Origin of the sequence: Rahnella victoriana, from assembly GCF_021276285.1 — a bacterium.
Classification (GTDB): Bacteria; Pseudomonadota; Gammaproteobacteria; order Enterobacterales; family Enterobacteriaceae; genus Rahnella; species Rahnella victoriana.
Window position 1 is genome coordinate 1,588,596 of record NZ_CP089919.1, and the last position, 18,226, is coordinate 1,606,821.

At 52.4% G+C, this 18,226-nt stretch carries 20 protein-coding genes; 11 read left to right on the forward strand and 9 right to left on the reverse strand.

What is annotated here, in order from left to right; all coding sequences use genetic code 11:
• The first annotated feature begins 110 nt into the window (after positions 1 to 110).
• The 3 genes from waaA to coaD are packed head-to-tail and all read left to right on the forward strand — an operon-like array spanning position 111 to position 2,641.
• Entirely contained in the window at positions 111 to 1,385 is a 1,275-nt protein-coding gene (gene waaA, locus J9880_RS07320; protein WP_232770264.1) for a lipid IV(A) 3-deoxy-D-manno-octulosonic acid transferase, read from the forward strand.
• Positions 1,385 to 2,152, forward strand: coding sequence for a glycosyltransferase family 2 protein (locus J9880_RS07325; protein ID WP_232770265.1), 768 nt, complete (start codon positions 1,385 to 1,387; stop codon positions 2,150 to 2,152). The genes waaA and J9880_RS07325 overlap by 1 nt, the downstream gene beginning before the upstream one ends.
• Before the next feature lie 6 nt (positions 2,153 to 2,158).
• Positions 2,159 to 2,641 carry a pantetheine-phosphate adenylyltransferase gene (gene coaD, locus J9880_RS07330; RefSeq protein WP_095924102.1) on the forward strand — a complete coding sequence of 161 codons (483 nt, stop codon included), beginning with the start codon at positions 2,159 to 2,161 and terminating at the stop codon, positions 2,639 to 2,641.
• A gap of 8 nt (positions 2,642 to 2,649) precedes the next feature.
• Here the strand turns inward: coaD and mutM are convergent, their stop codons facing one another.
• From mutM to radC, 4 genes are all read right to left on the reverse strand, one after another.
• Complete coding sequence (gene mutM, locus J9880_RS07335) at positions 2,650 to 3,459, reverse strand: bifunctional DNA-formamidopyrimidine glycosylase/DNA-(apurinic or apyrimidinic site) lyase (RefSeq protein ID WP_095924101.1); 810 nt, start codon at positions 3,457 to 3,459, stop codon at positions 2,650 to 2,652.
• A 141-nt stretch (positions 3,460 to 3,600) separates the two neighbouring features.
• Positions 3,601 to 3,768, reverse strand: coding sequence for a 50S ribosomal protein L33 (gene rpmG / locus J9880_RS07340; RefSeq protein ID WP_004392084.1), 168 nt, complete (start codon positions 3,766 to 3,768; stop codon positions 3,601 to 3,603).
• Positions 3,769 to 3,779: 11 nt separating this feature from the next.
• A complete protein-coding gene (gene rpmB, locus J9880_RS07345; RefSeq protein ID WP_004931195.1) occupies positions 3,780 to 4,016 on the reverse strand; it encodes a 50S ribosomal protein L28 in 237 nt (78 codons plus the stop codon).
• A 265-nt stretch (positions 4,017 to 4,281) separates the two neighbouring features.
• Positions 4,282 to 4,962, reverse strand: a complete 681-nt coding sequence (gene radC, locus J9880_RS07350; protein ID WP_095924100.1) for a RadC family protein — start codon at positions 4,960 to 4,962, stop codon at positions 4,282 to 4,284.
• A 184-nt stretch (positions 4,963 to 5,146) separates the two neighbouring features.
• Here radC and coaBC point away from each other — a divergent pair, with 184 nt between their 5' ends.
• The 3 genes from coaBC to slmA all read left to right on the forward strand — a co-directional run bounded on the left by coaBC (position 5,147) and on the right by slmA (position 7,568).
• Positions 5,147 to 6,364, forward strand: a complete 1,218-nt coding sequence (gene coaBC / locus J9880_RS07355; RefSeq protein WP_232770266.1) for a bifunctional phosphopantothenoylcysteine decarboxylase/phosphopantothenate--cysteine ligase CoaBC — start codon at positions 5,147 to 5,149, stop codon at positions 6,362 to 6,364.
• Positions 6,342 to 6,800, forward strand: a complete 459-nt coding sequence (gene dut, locus J9880_RS07360) for a dUTP diphosphatase (RefSeq protein WP_013577627.1) — start codon at positions 6,342 to 6,344, stop codon at positions 6,798 to 6,800. The genes coaBC and dut overlap by 23 nt, the downstream gene beginning before the upstream one ends.
• Before the next feature lie 171 nt (positions 6,801 to 6,971).
• Positions 6,972 to 7,568: a nucleoid occlusion factor SlmA gene (gene slmA, locus J9880_RS07365; RefSeq protein WP_013577628.1), complete on the forward strand. Its 597-nt coding sequence runs from the start codon at positions 6,972 to 6,974 to the stop codon at positions 7,566 to 7,568.
• A gap of 68 nt (positions 7,569 to 7,636) precedes the next feature.
• On the opposite strand, the gene pyrE is transcribed toward slmA, so the two are convergent.
• Positions 7,637 to 8,278 (reverse strand): orotate phosphoribosyltransferase, encoded by a 642-nt coding sequence (gene pyrE / locus J9880_RS07370; RefSeq protein WP_232770267.1) that lies wholly within the window; start codon positions 8,276 to 8,278, stop codon positions 7,637 to 7,639.
• Positions 8,279 to 8,361: 83 nt separating this feature from the next.
• Positions 8,362 to 9,078 (reverse strand): ribonuclease PH, encoded by a 717-nt coding sequence (gene rph, locus J9880_RS07375; RefSeq protein ID WP_013577632.1) that lies wholly within the window; start codon positions 9,076 to 9,078, stop codon positions 8,362 to 8,364.
• Between the two features lie 126 nt (positions 9,079 to 9,204).
• Here rph and J9880_RS07380 point away from each other — a divergent pair, with 126 nt between their 5' ends.
• Positions 9,205 to 10,068, forward strand: a complete 864-nt coding sequence (locus tag J9880_RS07380; protein ID WP_095924097.1) for a YicC/YloC family endoribonuclease — start codon at positions 9,205 to 9,207, stop codon at positions 10,066 to 10,068.
• A gap of 81 nt (positions 10,069 to 10,149) precedes the next feature.
• On the opposite strand, the gene fabF is transcribed toward J9880_RS07380, so the two are convergent.
• Positions 10,150 to 11,424, reverse strand: coding sequence for a beta-ketoacyl-ACP synthase II (gene fabF / locus J9880_RS07385; RefSeq protein WP_095924095.1), 1,275 nt, complete (start codon positions 11,422 to 11,424; stop codon positions 10,150 to 10,152).
• A 142-nt stretch (positions 11,425 to 11,566) separates the two neighbouring features.
• The gene (locus tag J9880_RS07390; protein ID WP_095924094.1) at positions 11,567 to 12,187 is read right to left on the reverse strand and encodes a TetR/AcrR family transcriptional regulator; all 621 of its coding nucleotides are present in this window, start codon (positions 12,185 to 12,187) and stop codon (positions 11,567 to 11,569) included.
• Positions 12,188 to 12,530: 343 nt separating this feature from the next.
• On the opposite strand from J9880_RS07390, the gene J9880_RS07395 reads away from it, so the two are divergent.
• Entirely contained in the window at positions 12,531 to 13,148 is a 618-nt protein-coding gene (locus J9880_RS07395; protein WP_095924093.1) for a trimeric intracellular cation channel family protein, read from the forward strand.
• A gap of 20 nt (positions 13,149 to 13,168) precedes the next feature.
• Here J9880_RS07395 and ligB read toward each other — a convergent pair whose 3' ends face one another.
• Positions 13,169 to 14,866 carry an NAD-dependent DNA ligase LigB gene (gene ligB, locus J9880_RS07400; protein WP_232770268.1) on the reverse strand — a complete coding sequence of 566 codons (1,698 nt, stop codon included), beginning with the start codon at positions 14,864 to 14,866 and terminating at the stop codon, positions 13,169 to 13,171.
• Positions 14,867 to 15,144: 278 nt separating this feature from the next.
• On the opposite strand from ligB, the gene gmk reads away from it, so the two are divergent.
• From gmk to spoT, 3 genes are read left to right on the forward strand one after another with little or no spacing between them, the layout of a single operon-like run.
• Entirely contained in the window at positions 15,145 to 15,768 is a 624-nt protein-coding gene (gene gmk, locus J9880_RS07405) for a guanylate kinase (protein WP_095924091.1), read from the forward strand.
• Between the two features lie 54 nt (positions 15,769 to 15,822).
• The gene (rpoZ, locus tag J9880_RS07410; protein WP_015699238.1) at positions 15,823 to 16,098 is read left to right on the forward strand and encodes a DNA-directed RNA polymerase subunit omega; all 276 of its coding nucleotides are present in this window, start codon (positions 15,823 to 15,825) and stop codon (positions 16,096 to 16,098) included.
• A gap of 19 nt (positions 16,099 to 16,117) precedes the next feature.
• Positions 16,118 to 18,226: a bifunctional GTP diphosphokinase/guanosine-3',5'-bis pyrophosphate 3'-pyrophosphohydrolase gene (gene spoT, locus J9880_RS07415; RefSeq protein WP_095924090.1), complete on the forward strand. Its 2,109-nt coding sequence runs from the start codon at positions 16,118 to 16,120 to the stop codon at positions 18,224 to 18,226.

Genomic DNA, 18,226 nt, shown 5'->3' on the forward strand with positions numbered 1-18,226 from the left:
GCTGACATGATGAGTCGATCGCACTTATCTGATACCATGTGCCAATCTATCCGCCGGGACTATTTTCGCTATATGAAATTGACTTTCCCTAACGCAACGCCTCATAAAAGATGAATATTTTTTATAATATAATCATATATTTAATTCAGCCATTGATTTGGATCCGTTTGCTGTTGCGCAGCCGCAAGTCGCCTGCATACCGTAAACGCTGGGCTGAACGTTATGGCTTCTGCAAAGGGAAGGTTGTCTCCGGCGGCATTATGCTGCATTCAGTCTCCGTGGGTGAAACACTGGCGGCAATCCCGTTAGTCCGCGCCTTACGCCACCGTTATCCGTCGTTGCCCATCACCGTGACCACGATGACACCGACAGGTTCTGAGCGCGTGCAGTCCGCGTTTGGCAAAGGCGTGCATCACGTTTATCTGCCTTATGATCTGGCAGGATCGGTCAACCGCTTCTTGGATGAGGTCAACCCGAAGCTGGTGATCATCATGGAAACCGAGCTTTGGCCGAACCTGATCAGCGCCCTGCATCGCCGCAAAATTCCACTGGTGATCGCCAATGCCCGCCTTTCTGCCCGTTCAGCGAAGGGATATCAGAAGCTGGGTAAATTCATCCGTACCATTTTGCAACGCATCACCCTGATCGCCGCACAGAATCAGGAAGACGGCGAACGCTTCCTGTCTTTAGGGTTGAAACGCAATCAGCTCGCGGTCACCGGCAGTCTGAAATTCGATATCTCTGTCACGCCGGAATTAGCCGCCAAAGCCATCGCATTGCGCAGCCAGTGGGCGTCACGCCGTCAGGTATGGATTGCGACCAGCACCCATGAAGGTGAAGAAACCTTGCTGCTGGAAGCGCACAAAGAATTACTCAAAGCGCACCCGAACTTGCTACTGATTCTGGTACCGCGCCACCCTGAACGTTTCCCGGTCGCGTGCGACCTCACCCGTAAAGCGGGTCTGTCATTCATTCAGCGCAGCTCAGGTGAAGTTCCTTCTTCGGCTACGCAGGTGGTGATTGGCGATACCATGGGTGAACTTATGCTGCTGTACGGCATTGCCGATCTGGCGTTTGTCGGCGGCAGTCTGGTGGAGCGTGGCGGGCATAATCCGCTGGAAGCAGCCGCACATGCGCTCCCGGTACTGATGGGGCCACACACCTTTAATTTCAAAGACATCTGCGCCAAACTGGCTCAGGACGATGGCCTGATCACCGTGACTGACACGGCGTCGCTGGTGAAAGAGATTTCCACCCTGCTGACGGATGAAGATTATCGTCTCTATTACGGGCGTCACGCGGTCGAAGTGCTGCATCAGAATCAGGGTGCATTGCAACGCCTGCTGCATTTACTGGAGCCTTATCTGCCTGTCCGGAGTCATTAATGGCTGATAAAAAACGTTTATCCGTCGTGCTGATTGCCCGCAATGAAGCGGATTTGTTGCCGGAATGCCTGGAATCAGTGGCCTGGGCAGATGAAATTATTCTGCTCGATTCCGGCAGTGAAGATGCCACGCAGGACGTTGCCCGTCGCTACGGCGCTAAAGTCTTTCAGAACACCGTCTGGCCAGGGTTTGGCAAACAGCGCCAGCTGGCGCAAAGTCATGCCACCGGCGACTACATTTTGATGATTGATGCCGACGAGCGCGTCTCCCCTGAATTACGCCAGTCCATCGAAAACGTTCTGCATACCCCACGCGATAACACTGTTTATAGCCTCGGGCGCAGTAATCTTTTTCTCGGAAGATTCATGCGCCACAGCGGCTGGTATCCTGATCGCGTCAACCGCCTGTATCCTGCCGCTTTCCGCTATAACGATGATCTGGTGCATGAATCACTGAAGACGGAAAATGCCAGCGTGATCCCGTTGCAGGGTGACTTGTTGCATCTCACCTGCCGCGACCTTTTTGTTTTCCAGCGTAAGCAGCTTAGCTATGCGCAGGCATGGGCGGAGCAGCGTCACCAGCAAGGCCGCCGTTGCAGCTTCTTCTCGATCATTTCGCATACGCTGGGCGCCTTCAGCAAAACCTGGATCCTGCGGGCTGGGTTTCTGGACGGGAAGCAGGGGTTGATCCTGGCGGGCGTCAATGCACAATATACGTTCAATAAATATGCCGCCCTGTGGGCACTCAGTCACCAACTGCAAAAGTGAGCCATCATGAGCACTAAGGCAATTTATCCCGGCACGTTTGACCCGATGACCAACGGGCATCTTGATATCGTCACCCGTGCGGCGCTGATGTTCGATCACGTCATTCTTGCGATTGCCGCCAGCCCGGGCAAAAAACCGATGTTTACCCTGGATGAGCGCGTGGCGCTGGCAACACAGGTCACCTCGCATCTGGATAACGTCGAGGTCATTGGTTTCAGTGATTTGATGGCGAATTTCGCCAAAGCACAGGGGGCTAACGTGCTGGTACGCGGATTACGTGCGGTGTCTGATTTTGAATATGAGATGCAGCTGGCCAATATGAACCGCCATTTGCTGCCGACGCTGGAAAGCGTGTTTATGATGCCTTCGAAAGAATGGTCGTTTATCTCCTCTTCACTGGTCAAAGAAGTTGCCCGCCACGGCGGGGATATCACTCCCTTCCTGCCACAGGTCATTACTCAGGCACTGATGGAAAAAATCAGCGCCTGAATCATGAATTAGCGCTGACAGCGCGGGCAGAAAAACGTGGTGCGCTGAGCGTGTTTTTTACTCTCAACAGGCGTACCACATGCCCGGCAAGGTTCGCCAGCCCGTCCGTATACCTGCAATTCCTGCGCAAAATATCCCGGCTTTCCATCCGACTGTAAAAAGTCTTTCAGCGTCGTCCCGCCCTGTTCAATCGAGCGCAGCAATACCGCTTTAATCGTTCTCACCAGTAATTCCGTCTCATCACGTTTGAGCGAATGAGCAGGTCTGTCAGGTGAAATACCGGCAACAAACAAGGACTCGCTGGCGTAGATATTCCCTACCCCGACCACCAGTTTGTTGTCCATCAGCCAGGGTTTGATCGGCGATTTTTTTGTGCGCGATTTCTCAAACAAATACTCTGCTGTGAAATCTTCGCTTAACGGCTCCGGCCCCAGATGCGCCAGAACATTACTGGCCGCCAGATCAGCAGACCACAACCAGGCACCAAACCGTCGCGGATCGGTATAACGCAGCACATGTCCGGTATCCATGACCAGATCAACATGGTCATGTTTGCCTGCTTCTGTTTCTTCCGGCAGTACACGCAAACTGCCGGACATACCCAGATGGATGATGATCCAGCCGGTTTTCAGCTCGACCAGCAGATATTTTGCCCGGCGCTGCACACTCAGAACGGGCTGATCGCTTAACGCTAAGATTTCCGCCGAGACAGGCCAGCGCAGGCGTGGATTGCGCACGATGGCATGCAGTATCGTGTGACCTTTCAGATAGGGTTCAATCCCTCTGCGGCTGGTTTCAACCTCAGGTAATTCCGGCATAATTTCCCCTTGAGCAGAATCGTTTACAGAGTGTGTCGCAGTCGTCGATATCAGGCAAATAAAAGTCACGCCGAATGAAAACCACAAAATTCAGGCAATAAAAAACCCGGCCGGAGCCGGGTTTTTAGCAATCCACTAAAATTATTTAATTTTAGCTTCTTTGTAGATCACGTGTTGACGGACAACTGGATCGAATTTCTTCAGTTCCAATTTTTCCGGCTTAGTACGCTTGTTCTTCGTGGTGGTATAGAAGTGACCAGTACCAGCAGAAGAAACCAGCTTGATCTTCTCGCGAACACCTTTAGCCATGATGCAGTTCCTTAATACTTCTCACCGCGGGCACGCAGATCGGCCAAGACCGTCTCAATACCCTTCTTATCGATAACACGCATACCTTTAGCAGATACACGCAGAGTTACAAAGCGCTTCTCAGCCTCAACCCAAAAACGGTGGGAGTGCAGGTTCGGCAGAAAACGGCGTTTGGTCGCGTTCATTGCGTGGGAACGGTTGTTACCGCTCACCGGGCGCTTGCCAGTAACTTGGCAGACTCGGGACATGTCTATTCTCCAAAAATCAAATCAGCTCGAGCTTCGTATAGGGTATGGCCGCCTCGTCAGGCTTTTAGAGCCCATCTCAGCAAACTCCACTGAGAACCGACTCACTGTCGTCGGGTAAAAACCAATTCATCAGGTTAGAAACCTGCTGAGATAGGCTCTTAACGCCAAACCCAAGATTCTCAAAGGTGGCGTAGTATACGCTCTGTAGCGTAAGTGCTCAAGTCCCGAACAGCTAAAGATCCCTAAGGATCTTCAAAAAACGACGCTAAATCCAGCCGCGTTCGGCAAAAGATACCGTTTCTCCGTGACCTACAACCAAATGGTCAAGGACACGAATTTCCAGCAGCTGGCACGCTCGAATAATCTGTTCAGTCACTTTTCTGTCCATCAGACTGGGCTCAGCCCGACCGGATGGGTGATTATGCGCCAGAATTAGGGCTGCCGCATTAACCTTCATCGCACCACGAACAATTTCGCGGGGATACACTTCTACGTGCCCAATAGTACCAGCAAACATCTCCTCATGGCGAATAACGCGATGCTGGTTGTCGAGAAAAAGTACCAGAAATACCTCTCTTTCCCGAAAAACGAGCAAATTCTGCAAATATTCCCTGATGACCTCGGGGCTTAGCATCGCATTTTCGGCACTCAGGTGACGCAAATAGGCGCGGCGTGATAATTCAGACACCGCCACCAGCTGCGAAAACTTGGCGACGCCCATCCCTTTCGTACGCGCCATGGCCTCAAAATCGGCCATCAGTAATTTATGCAATGAACCGAATTCTTCCAGCAGGTTCTTTGCCAGATCCATCACATGTAATCCCCGGCATCCTGTACGCAGATAGATCGCCAGCAATTCCTGATCCGTCAGTTCCTTCGCACCCTGCTGCAACAATTTTTCCCGTGGTGGCATCATTCCCGGCCACTGGTCTGCTTGTTTCGTCATCCTGACTCCTTTTTCGCCGCGATTGTGGCACAACATTCCTTCCGCTAAGACGCTCAGTGAGTAAGCTTGCGAGACGTTACGCAAAATTTTTATTCTTCAGATTTCGGCGCATCGCCAATAGCTGTCATCATTCCCCGTTATGCTAAAATGTCGCTTCTTTCAGCTTTCAACCAATCGGACAATGATGATGACGGGACTTTCCGGCAAACATATTGTGCTCGGTATCAGCGGTGGTATCGCTGCCTATAAAGCACCAGAACTGGTACGTCGCTTACGTGAAAGAGGCGCAGACGTCCGCGTCGTCATGACTGAAGCGGCGAAATCCTTCGTGACGCCGTTGAGCCTGCAGGCAGTGTCTGGCTATCCGGTGTCTGACGACCTGCTTGATCCGGCTGCCGAAGCGGCGATGGGGCATATCGAATTAGGCAAATGGGCCGATTTAGTCATTATCGCGCCCGCGACGGCGGATTTGCTGGCCCGCATGAACGCTGGCATGGCCAATGATCTGCTGACGACGGTGTGTCTGGCGACAGCGGCACCGGTCGCCGTGCTGCCTGCAATGAATCAGCAAATGTACCGCGCTGCGGTGACGCAGGAAAATCTGCAAAGCCTGACGGCACGCGGCACGTTAGTGTGGGGTCCGGACAGCGGCAGTCAGGCTTGCGGCGATGTTGGCCCGGGACGCATGCTGGATCCGCTGGTGATTGTTGATATGGCGAACAGCCATTTTTCTGCGCGCAAGGATCTGGCACAGCTGAACATTATGGTCACCGCAGGTCCGACGCGCGAGCCACTGGATCCGGTTCGCTTCATCAGTAATCACAGCTCCGGAAAAATGGGTTTTGCGATAGCCAAAGCCGCCGCTGAGTGGGGTGCTAACGTGACGCTGATCGCCGGACCGGTATCGCAGCCGACACCCGCTAATGTCCGCCGTATTGATGTGGAAAGCGCGCTGGAGATGCAGCAAGCCGTGCGGCTTTCAGCAGCCACGCAGCAGATTTTCATTTCCTGTGCTGCCGTGGCAGATTATCGTGCGGAACGCATTGCAGATGAGAAAATCAAAAAGCAAGGCGATGAAATCACAGTAAAAATGATTAAGAACCCTGACATTGTTGCCGGTGTTGCGGCCATGACAGAAAACCGCCCTTACGTCGTGGGGTTTGCCGCTGAAACCCAGAATGTGGAAGAATACGCGCGGCAAAAAAGGATCCGCAAGAATCTGGATCTGATCTGCGCCAACGATGTTTCACTTGCCGGGCAAGGTTTCAACAGTGATTCCAATGCTTTGCATCTTTTTTGGCAGGACGGGGATAAAATCTTACCGCTCAGCGATAAGTCCCTGCTTGGCCAACGTTTATTAGAAGAGATTGTCAGCCGTTATGATGAAAAAAATCGACATTAAAATTCTCGACCCGCGCATCGGTTCGACTTTCCCTTTACCGGCTTACGCGACACCAGGGTCGGCGGGTCTGGATTTACGCGCCTGTCTGGATGCGTCGGTTGAACTGAAACCGGGCGAAACCACGTTGCTGCCAACAGGTCTGGCTATCCATATTGGTGATGCTAATCTGGCGGCGGTAATTCTGCCGCGCTCCGGCCTGGGCCATAAACATGGCGTCGTGTTGGGCAACCTGGTCGGCCTTATCGATTCTGATTATCAGGGCCAGCTGATGGTGTCGGTATGGAACCGCGGTCAGACGACCTTTGTTATCGAACCGGGCGAGCGCATTGCTCAAATGGTGTTTGTGCCTGTGGTTCAGGCAGAATTCAATCTGGTGGAAGATTTTGACGCCAGTGAACGCGGCGAAGGGGGCTTTGGCCACTCAGGTCGCCAATAAGAACCTGTTCAGCACCGCTGATTCTGACGCGATATTGAACAGATCCTTATCACTATCAGACCGTCACAACGCGAAGGGAACGAAATAAGCCGCAGGATCACAGCGATTCATGCGGCAGTTGTGCGGTTTCTCCATGATTTTAGCCGTTTTTTAGCAAGGGTCTATTCAGACATGGCAGAGAAAGAAACGACAAAAAGGAACAGGCGCGAAGAGATTTTGCAGGCATTAGCGCAAATGCTTCAGTCCAGCGATGGCAGCCAGCGGATCACGACTGCAAAGCTCGCCGCCAGCGTAGGTGTTTCAGAAGCAGCTCTTTATCGTCATTTTCCCAGTAAAACGCGGATGTTTGACAGCTTAATCGAGTTTATCGAAGACAGTCTGATCACCCGTATCAATCTCATCCTGCAGGATGAAAAGGATACGCTGAACAGAATACGTCTGATTTTGCTGCTGATTTTAGGGTTTGCAGAACGTAATCCGGGGCTGACCCGCATTATGACCGGTCACGCCCTGATGTTTGAACAGGATCGCCTGCAAGGCCGCATCAACCAGCTTTTTGAGCGAATTGAAGCGCAACTGCGTCAGGTGCTACGGGAAAAGAAAATGCGTGAAGGCAGCGGATTCATCAGTGATGAAACCCTGCTTGCCAGCCAGTTACTGGCCTTTTGCGAAGGGATGTTGTCGCGTTTTGTACGTTCGGAATTCAAGTACAAACCGACTCAGGACTTCGATACCCGCTGGCCGCTCATCTCTGCTCAGTTGCAATAAAGGCACGCCGCAGAGTCAGACGTCAGATATCAAAAAGGGCCGAAAGGCCCTTTTGTTTTCATCAGCGGTTATACGCCGTAAGTCTGCTGGTAAGTCCGGACCGCCGCCAGATGGTCAGCCATTTCGGTTTTCTCTTCCAGATACTCAATCAGGTCAGCCAGTGTAATGATTGAAATCACTTTACAGTGATAGTCACGCTCCACTTCCTGAATGGCAGAAATGTCCGCGCGTCCACGTTCCTGGCGATCCAGAGAAATCAATACGCCTGCCAGCGTGGCTTTATTAGCATTGATGATTTCCATCGATTCACGGATAGCAGTGCCAGCGGTGATCACATCATCCACCAGCATGACGCGCCCCTGCAACGGGCTGCCGACCAGTAAGCCGCCTTCGCCGTGATCTTTTGCTTCTTTACGGTTAAAGCAATACGGCACGTCACGTTCATGATGTTCAGCCAGCGCAACGGCCGTGGTCGTGGCAATAGGAATACCTTTGTAAGCCGGGCCAAACACTAAATCAAAATCAATCTTGGAATCCACCAATGCTTCGGCATAAAAACGTCCCAGTAACGCCAGATCACGGCCAGTGTTAAACAAACCGGCATTGAAGAAGTAAGGGCTGATACGCCCGGACTTCAGGGTAAATTCACCGAATTTCAAAACCTGTTTGTTCAGTGCGAACTCAATAAACTGGCGCTGATAGGCTTTCATTGATGGTCTCCTAGATAATGTCTTATTTCTCATTGTCAGCCCGCAGGCCATAAAAAAGGCGACTTCTCAGTCGCCTTAAAAAATTATTCCGCCAACGCCGCTTTCTGCGCCTGGAAGATGGTGTCGATTCCCCCTCTGGCGAGGGCAAGCAAACCGAGCAGTTCTTCATGGCTGAACGGCTCGCCTTCGGCGGTGCCCTGCACCTCAATCATGCGGCCATCTTCCATCATCACCACATTCATATCGGTTTCAGCTGCCGAGTCTTCGACATACTCAAGGTCGCACAGCGCTTCGCCTTTCACGATGCCGACTGACACTGCCGCCACCATACCTTTCATCGGGTTAGCTTTCAGTTTACCTGCCGCCACCAGCGCGTTCAGCGCATCGGCCAGAGCAACACAAGCCCCGGAAATAGACGCCGTACGTGTGCCGCCGTCAGCCTGCAATACGTCGCAGTCGAGCGTAATGGTAAATTCACCCAGCTTTTTCAGGTCTACCGCAGCTCGCAGGGAACGGGCGATAAGGCGCTGGATTTCCAGAGTACGGCCACCTTGTTTGCCTTTTGCGGCTTCACGCGCATTACGCGTATGGGTAGAACGCGGCAACATGCCGTACTCTGCGGTGATCCAACCTTGTCCCTGACCTTTCAGAAAACGCGGAACACCTTCCTCCACCGTCGCGGTACACAGCACTTTGGTATCACCAAACTCCACCAGCACGGAACCTTCAGCGTGTTTAGTGTAATGGCGGGTCAGTGTTACGGGGCGCACTTGTTGTGCATTTCGGCCAGCTGGACGCATGGATAGTTCTCCGGGTCGCGATTCGTGTTTGGCTGCGCATTATACGGACTTCGCGAGGTAATGCCTATCATGACCCGCCCGTGGAGGCTATAATCGCTGCATCTTTACATTAACAGGTACGCATACATGATCCGTAGTATGACCGCTTATGCCCGACGCGAAATTAAGGGTAACTGGGGCAGCGCAGCGTGGGAACTCCGCTCGGTAAACCAACGTTATCTCGAAACTTACATCCGTCTGCCCGAGCAATTCCGCAGCCTGGAGCCGGTTGTCCGTGAGCGTATTCGCGCCCGACTGACCCGCGGTAAAGTCGAATGTAATTTGCGTTTTGACCTCGACCCGAGCGCGCAGAGCACGCTGCAACTCAATGAAAAATTGGCGAAGCAACTGGTGGAAGCCGCGCAATGGGTGAAAATGCAAAGTGATGAAGGCGAAATCAATCCGCTGGAAGTCCTGCGCTGGCCGGGTGTGATGCTGGCTGAAGAACAAGATCTGGACGCCATCAGTACTGAATTGCTGCTGGCGCTGGAAACCGCGCTGGACGATTTCATCAGCGCACGCGAAAGCGAAGGCGCCGCACTGAAAACGATGATCGAACAACGCCTCGACGGTGTGAGCGCAGAAGTGGTGAAAGTCCGCGCCCAGATGCCAAATATTCTGCAATGGCAGCGCGAGCGTCTGGTCAGCAAGCTGGAAGACGCGCAGGTACAGCTGGAAAATACCCGTCTTGAGCAGGAACTGGTGCTGATGGCACAGCGTGTGGATGTGGCTGAAGAGCTGGATCGTCTGGAAGCGCACGTCAAAGAAACGCACAAAATCATGAAGAAAGAAGAAGCCGTTGGCCGTCGTCTTGATTTCATGATGCAGGAATTTAACCGCGAGTCGAACACTCTGGCCTCAAAATCGATCAATGCCGACGTCACGACATCAGCCATCGAGCTGAAAGTGCTGATCGAACAAATGCGCGAGCAGATTCAGAATATCGAGTAAATCTTCGCCTCACGCACAATAAAAAACGCCTCCGGTCATCAAAACCCGAGGCGTTTTTTTATGCTTTAACGAAGAGAGAAATTAATCTTCCCAGCGTTTCAACAGTACGCAGGCATTCACGCCACCGAAACCAAAGCCATTTGACAGGGCATAAGTAATGTCATGCTTTTGCGCGGTATTACCCACGATATTCAGACCTGCAGCCGCTTCATCTTTGTTTTCCAGATTCAGCGTCGGAGGAACGATTTGGTCACGCACGGCCAGAATGGTGAAGATGGTTTCCAGCCCGCCAGCCGCGCCCAGAAGATGGCCGGTCGCAGATTTGGTGGACGTCACCGCCAGCTTACCGTCTGTTCCGAACAGGGTTTTAATCGCATTGATTTCACCCAGATCGCCCACCGGCGTAGAGGTAGCATGAGCATTCAGGTGCTGAACATCTGAAGGCTGAATGCCTGCCTGACGCAGGGCGATTTTCATCGCGCGGCCCGCTCCGTTGCCGTCTTCCGCACCGGAAGTCATGTGATAAGCGTCACCGCTGGTGCCGTAACCGACAATCTCAGCCAGGATTTTGGCTCCACGCGCTTTCGCATGTTCCAGCTCTTCAATGACCAGCATGCCTGCGCCTTCACCCATGATGAAACCATCGCGTGCGCTGTCGAACGGACGGGATGCTTTCTCAGGATGATCTTCATGGCCGGTAGACATGGCTTTTGCCGCCGCGAAACCACCCAGGCTGACAGTATCGATAGCCGCTTCAGCACCACCACAAAGTGCAACATCCGCTTCATCGTTGCGGATCAAACGAACGGCATCACCGATGGCCTGAACACCCGCCGCACAAGCCGTGACCGGTGCACCAATCGGGCCTTTGAACTGATGTTTGATGGAAACCTGACCCGCCGCGAGATTCACCAGGAATGAAGGAATGGTGAAAGGCGACAAACGTTTGGCACCACGGCTGTCGTTGGTACGCACCGCATGGGCAATCGCCGGGAAGCCACCAATACCGGAACCGATGACCGTTGCAGTACGTTCCTGTTGTTCAGGGGTTTCCGCTTTCCAGCCAGCATCAGCAACGGCCATATCGGCAGCAGCCATCGCGAACAGAATAAAGCGGTCCATTTTTTTCTGGTCTTTCGGTACCACGAACTGATCCGGATCGAAGCCTGATTCAGGGTCCTGCTCTTTCGTTTGTACCTGACCACCGATTTTCACGCTAAGGGTTTCAACAATTTCTTCCGGCAAAACGCGGATACCAGACTGACCGGCCAGCAGACGCTTCCAGATAGTTTCGATATCACAGCCCAGAGGACTCACAGCCCCCATGCCGGTAATAACCACTCGACGATGAGTCATAAAACATTCCTCTCTGTCTGTTTAAGACGTAAGTTTCTGCCGGGACTTTTGCAAGCCTGACAAAAACGGGTTTCAGCGAATAGGGCTGACAGTATGTGACGAATTACGATTTTGTAAACCCGTAACCAAAAATTTTTCGTGGCTACTTTGCCAGACTGCGCAACACCAGACTGGTGATGGCCTGAACGCGTTCTTCGAGCTGTTCCGGTGTTTTTTGTTCCAGCAATAACGGATGAGAAAACGGCGTCGTCACACTGGTGATCGCCATACATACCTCATCCAGCGGCGTTTTACGCTCAAACTCACCGGATTCCCGCCCGTCATTGACCACTTTTTCCACGATGCTGTACATCATCGCCCGGTGATTAAGTGTCGACTTCCATTGTTGTGCGGAGGCTGTGGCCGCCAGATCATGCAATTTTCTATCCTGAAAGAAGAGCTCCAGACTACGTGTCAGCAGTGTTTTAAAAATAGATCGCAGGCGCAGAGTTGCACTTTGGTGGCTTTGCGCAATAAGCATCAGTGCATCATCTATCTGACCCACACGCTGTGAACAAATGGCTTCGCCAATCGCCTGTTTCGACTCAAAAAACTTGTAAATATAAGCACTTGAAACACCAATCGATTTGGCCAGATCGGCGACCGACGTTTTGGCGTAACCATACAGGCGGAAGTGCTCAAAAGCCGCATCAATGATTTGCTCGCGCCGTTCATGCTCGGCAGGTCCACGCTGTGTTAACGCAACCGGAATATCGGGCTTCATACACTCCTCCGGGCTGATAAAACAATTATGCAGTGCGTCAATGAGTGACGATTTCAATTAATCGTAACTTATAAACGATGAAAATACACCTCTGATGAAAAAGAGACGTCAGCCATATATGTGAGGGGAATGACCAGATAAACACGCAATCGCGATTTTTCTAATCTAAAATAAACTGACATTCTGTCTCATCCTTAAGTACTGGGCTGAATATCGGGTATTCGCATTAGATTTCATAATGTCAAAATCAATCTAAAAGAAAAACTCAGTCGTGAGCTGAAGATAAACGCATTACTCTGCGCGGCTACCGCTTTCTCATTACTGATTTGTCTGGCGTACATCCATGTTACTCACCGTTCTTTATATTATCGGGATCACCGCAGAAGCCATGACCGGTGCCCTTGCCGCCGGACGCCGGAAAATGGACTCCTTTGGGGTCATTATTATCGCGTCTGCGACGGCTATTGGCGGGGGTTCTGTCCGTGACATGTTGCTGGGCCATTATCCTTTGGGCTGGGTTAAGCATCCGGAATACATTGTGATCGTGGCTATCGCGGCACTCATGACCACCTGGCTTGCCCCACTGATGCAACATCTTCGCCGGCTCTTCTTAGTGCTTGATGCCTTAGGTTTAGTGGTGTTTTCAATCATCGGGACACAAGTCGCACTCGATATGGGGCATGGTGCCATCATCGCCTCTGTCTGTGCCGTCATCACCGGCGTTTTTGGCGGCGTGCTGCGGGATATGATGTGTAATCAGATCCCGCTGGTCTTTCAGAAAGAAATTTATGCCGGCGTTTCATTTGCCTCTGCCTGGGTTTACATCGGGCTGCAATATTTCTCTCTGCCGCACAATCTGGTGGTGATTATCACGTTGCTGGTCGGCTTTACCGCCCGACTGATCGCATTACGTTTCCGCCTTGGATTGCCGGTCTTCAATTATCCGCACTCTGACCACTGATCTGCCCTGCGGGTTTTCAGCTAGCGGAAAGCAGGCAATTGCGCCTGCTGTAACGCCCCGGTGATTGCCATGACGGCAGGGTGATGTATAAAGTCAAAAACCTGAGCGGCTCTTTTTTCCCCCATTCCCGCTGCCTTTGCCCAGTCGTGAGACGTCAGTTGTTTCAATTGGCTCCAGCCCTGCTGTTGCCCGGCAAATTTCAGGGCATAAGAAGGAAATCCCAGCGCGGACAGCCAGTGTCGCAAGTCCTTCTCCCTGGCAAAGTGAATCTGTGCCATCAGTTTTTGCGCCTGTTTAACTCCGATTCCCGGAACCGCAGCCAGGTCTTTTTCATTCAATGCTAACCAGCTGATCAGGGAGTCGGCAGGAATTGCATCCAGCAACTTTTGCCATGTCGCCCCGCCAAATCCTGCCATATCCAGGGCTTCAGGGCCGCTGAGCCAGATAAGACGTGAGAGAAATTGCGCCGCACACCCCGGACCGGGCGTAAAACAGGAAAAGGCGTTATAACGCTGCGGATCGGGCAATGACACCGGCGAACGCTCACTGACCCGCCATGTCACTTCATCAAGACGCGGGATCCCCTGCCCTGCCAGTGTGATGGCAACCTGATCACCGGGAAGCACATCCCATTGCCTGAAACGACTGACGGTCCCCACACTCACCTTACTGACTAACTTATCGTCCAGCCTCAGAGGGTTCAGGTTGAGGATGACCGTCACCTTCCCGCTTCGCCCTGTCGTCGTCGTGATGCCGGTAACATCAGTAAGCTGTCTGGCCGGGGGGTATTTCCAGGCGACAGCCCATGTGGGAGGCGTATTTTGCCAATATTTTCCCGCTGGCTCTTCTTCCTGACGGATGACGACACCATCAGTAGCAAAAGGTAATGCCTGGCGGAACCAGTGCTCGCGCCATTTTTCTACCTCTTCCGGTGTGCTGACCGGCAGCGTGAACTGAGCAACAACCGGAAAACCAAACCGGCTCAGTTTCTCAAGATGATCTGACATAAGGATCGGCCCATCCGGCCATGACCAGATAAACACCCCCACCTGTTTCAGGATGTCAGAAGCCGACGTACGCCGCATTGCACCCGCGACTTTTGATCTGGCATTCATACCCCCATCGACACTTTGCTGATGACCGGTCATCTTCAGGTAAAGCTCGCCCTGCAGCACTAACTCCGGGCTCACGTCCGGAACGGTGAGCGGGATCGCCGGTATTGATGCGGCTTTCGGCGTCCAGTTTTGTCCTTTCTCACCGTTCCCCCGGCTGATCAATGCAGTCAATTGCCCGTACCGGTAAACCAGCGACACCGCCACGCCATCGATTTTAGGCTGAATACTGAGATTCTTTCGTCCCTTCATCCAGTTCGAGACGGCCTGTTTATCTTTCATTTTATGCAGACCGGTGTGGGCGACCGGATGCGGGAATTCAGCAGTATCACCGGCGGGCACGGTCACTTCGGGCGCAGGCTGGCTGGCACACTGTAGCCAGACACGTTGTTTCTGACGTAACTGGTCATAGACCGAATCTTCTATCGGGCTGCTGCCGGACTGATGATAAGCCGTATCCCATCGGGTCAGCTGATCCGTGAGATGGCGGGTTTCCTGCGACAAGCGTGACGATGACCAGGCCGGACATTCCTGCGGCGGCATATCCTGACCGGACACAGAGAAAGTAAAAGAGAACAGGCAGATAAGAAAAATGAACTGGCGCATAGGCACCTCCTTGTGACCGCCAGTAAACGCGGGTATGGCGTTTCCCGCCACTGGCATCACCGGTTCTTGCGAGATGCTTTCCGGGTTATTTCATCTGTTGCAGTAACGAAGAAAAAATTTGGAATGCGGCACGTAAATCTGTCAGGAAAGGCTATTTTCTCAGGTGAAGTTGCGATGAAATACGTCTGGGCGCTGCACCGAATGCGGCGAGCGTGTATACTGTGCGAGAGATCACTCTTCGCATACTTCCTATCAACCCATTCAGTTGAAACGTCATCATGGTTCAAGGCACGCTATATATTGTCTCCGCCCCAAGTGGAGCAGGTAAATCAAGTCTGATTCAGGCTTTACTTAAAACACAACCGCTCTACGACACACAGGTTTCTATTTCTCATACCACCCGTTCTGTACGTCCTGGTGAGAAACATGGCGAACATTACTTCTTTGTCGACAAAGAAGCGTTTCGCGAGATGATTGAACGTGATGCCTTTTTAGAACACGCGGAAGTTTTCGGTAATTATTACGGAACGTCCCGTGAAGCCATTGAGCAGGTTTTAGCATCAGGTGTGGATGTTTTCCTCGATATCGACTGGCAAGGTGCTCAGCAAATCAGGAAAAAGATGCCGCTGGCGCGCAGTATTTTTGTTCTGCCGCCATCGAAAGATGAGCTTGATCGCCGCTTACGTGGTCGTGGTCAGGACAGCGAAGAGGTTATCGCCAAACGTATGGCACAAGCCGTGGCTGAAATGACACACTTTGCCGAATACGACTATTTAATTGTGAATGACGATTTTGATCTGGCTTTATCGGATTTAAAAACGATTATTCGCGCCGAACGTCTGCGTCTGAGCCGTCAGCGGCTCCGTCATGACGGATTAATCACCAAACTATTGGCAGACTGAAGTCACTTTCAGTATTATGCCCAGTCTTTCGTCACCCTGTGGAGTAGCACATATATGGCACGCGTAACTGTTCAAGACGCTGTTGAGAAAATTGGTAACCGTTTTGACCTGGTGTTGGTGGCTGCTCGTCGCGCACGCCAGCTGCAATCTGGTGGTAAAGATCCACTGGTCGCTGAAGAAAACGATAAATTCACCGTTATTGCCCTGCGCGAAATCGAAGAAGGCCTGATCACTAATCAGATCCTCGACGTTCGTGACCGTCAGGAGCAACAAGAGCAGGAAGCCGCAGAGATTCAGGCAGTGACTGCCATCGCTGAAGGCCGTCGTTAATTAACGAAACGGATCTCACTTGTATATCTTTGAAAGCCTGAATCAACTGATTCAAAAATACCTGCCGGAGGAGCAAATAAAGCGCCTCGTGCAGGCTTACCTCGTGGCGCGGGATGCGCACGAGGGGCAAACACGTTCCAGTGGTGAGCCCTATATTACTCACCCGGTGGCCGTGGCATGTATTTTGGCTGAAATGAGGCTCGATCATGAGACTCTGATGGCGGCGTTATTACACGACGTTATCGAAGACACGCCTGCCACTTACCAGGATATGGAACAACTGTTTGGCAAAAGTGTTGCTGAGCTGGTTGAAGGCGTTTCGAAGTTAGACAAGCTGAAATTCCGCGATAAGAAAGAAGCGCAGGCGGAAAACTTCCGCAAAATGGTCATGGCGATGGTGCAAGACATCCGCGTCATCTTGATCAAACTCGCTGACCGTACCCATAACATGCGCACACTGGGCTCTTTGCGCCCGGATAAACGTCGCCGTATTGCCCGCGAAACGCTGGAAATCTACAGCCCGCTGGCTCACCGTTTGGGTATTCATCACCTGAAAACCGAGCTCGAAGAGCTGGGCTTCGAAGCCCTCTATCCCAACCGTTACCGCGTCATCAAAGAAGTGGTGAAAGCCGCGCGTGGCAACCGTAAAGAGATGATCCAAAAAATCCTCTCTGAGATAGAAGGCCGTTTAACCGAAGCCGGAATTCAGTGTCGGGTCAGTGGTCGCGAAAAACACCTGTACTCGATCTATTGCAAAATGCACCTGAAGGAACAGCGTTTCCATTCCATTATGGATATCTACGCGTTCCGGGTGATCGTTAAAGAACTCGATACCTGCTATCGCGTGTTAGGACAGGCACACAGCCTGTACAAACCGCGTCCGGGTCGGGTCAAAGATTACATCGCCATTCCTAAAGCCAACGGCTATCAATCTTTGCATACCTCGCTCATCGGCCCGCACGGTGTGCCGGTTGAAGTGCAGATCCGTACGGAAGATATGGATCAGATGGCAGAGATGGGGGTGGCGGCTCACTGGGCTTATAAAGAGAACAGTGAAACCAGCACGACGGCGCAGATCCGCGCACAGCGCTGGTTACAGAGTTTGCTCGAACTGCAACAAAGCGCGGGCAACTCGTTTGAATTTATCGAGAGCGTAAAATCCGATCTGTTCCCGGATGAGATTTATGTCTTTACGCCGGAAGGCCGTATTGTCGAATTGCCTGCGGGCGCGACACCGGTCGACTTTGCTTACGCCGTGCATACCGATATCGGCCATGCCTGTGTCGGCGCGCGCGTAGACCGCCAGCCTTACCCGCTCTCGCAACCGCTGACCAGCGGACAGACCATCGAAATCATTACCGCACCGGGCGCCCGTCCGAATGCCGCCTGGCTGAACTTTGTTGTCAGCTCGCGCGCTCGTGCCAAAATTCGCCAGATGCTTAAAAACCTGAAACGTGATGATTCCGTTTCACTTGGCCGTCGTCTGCTGAATCATGCGCTGGGCGCCGGTAAAAAACTCTCAGATATTCCGCCGGAAAACATCAAAAACGAGCTGGATCGCATGAAGCTCGCCGCGATGGATGACCTGCTGGCTGAAATCGGCCTCGGCAATGCCATGAGCGTGGTGGTTGCCAAAAATCTGATGGGTGACCAGTCTTCAATGGCCACGTCCGGCACCCGCAATCTGCCGATTAAAGGTGCAGATGGCGTGCTGATCACGTTCGCAAAATGCTGTCGTCCGATCCCTGGTGACCCGATCATTGCGCACGTCAGTCCGGGTAAAGGTCTGGTGATCCACCATGAATCCTGCCGTAATATTCGTGGCTATCAGAAAGAACCTGAGAAATTCATGGCCGTTGACTGGGATGACCACCAGGAAACCGATCAGGAATTTATCGCTGAAATCAAAGTCGATATGTTCAACCATCAGGGTGCACTGGCGAACCTGACCGCAGCGATCAATGCGGCACAGTCGAACATTCAGAGTCTGAGCACTGAAGAAAAAGACGGTCGCGTCTACAGCGCCTTTATCCGCCTGACGACCCGCGACCGCGTTCATCTGGCGAATATCATGCGTAAAATTCGTATCATGCCGGACGTCATCAAAGTTACCCGCAACCGAAACTGA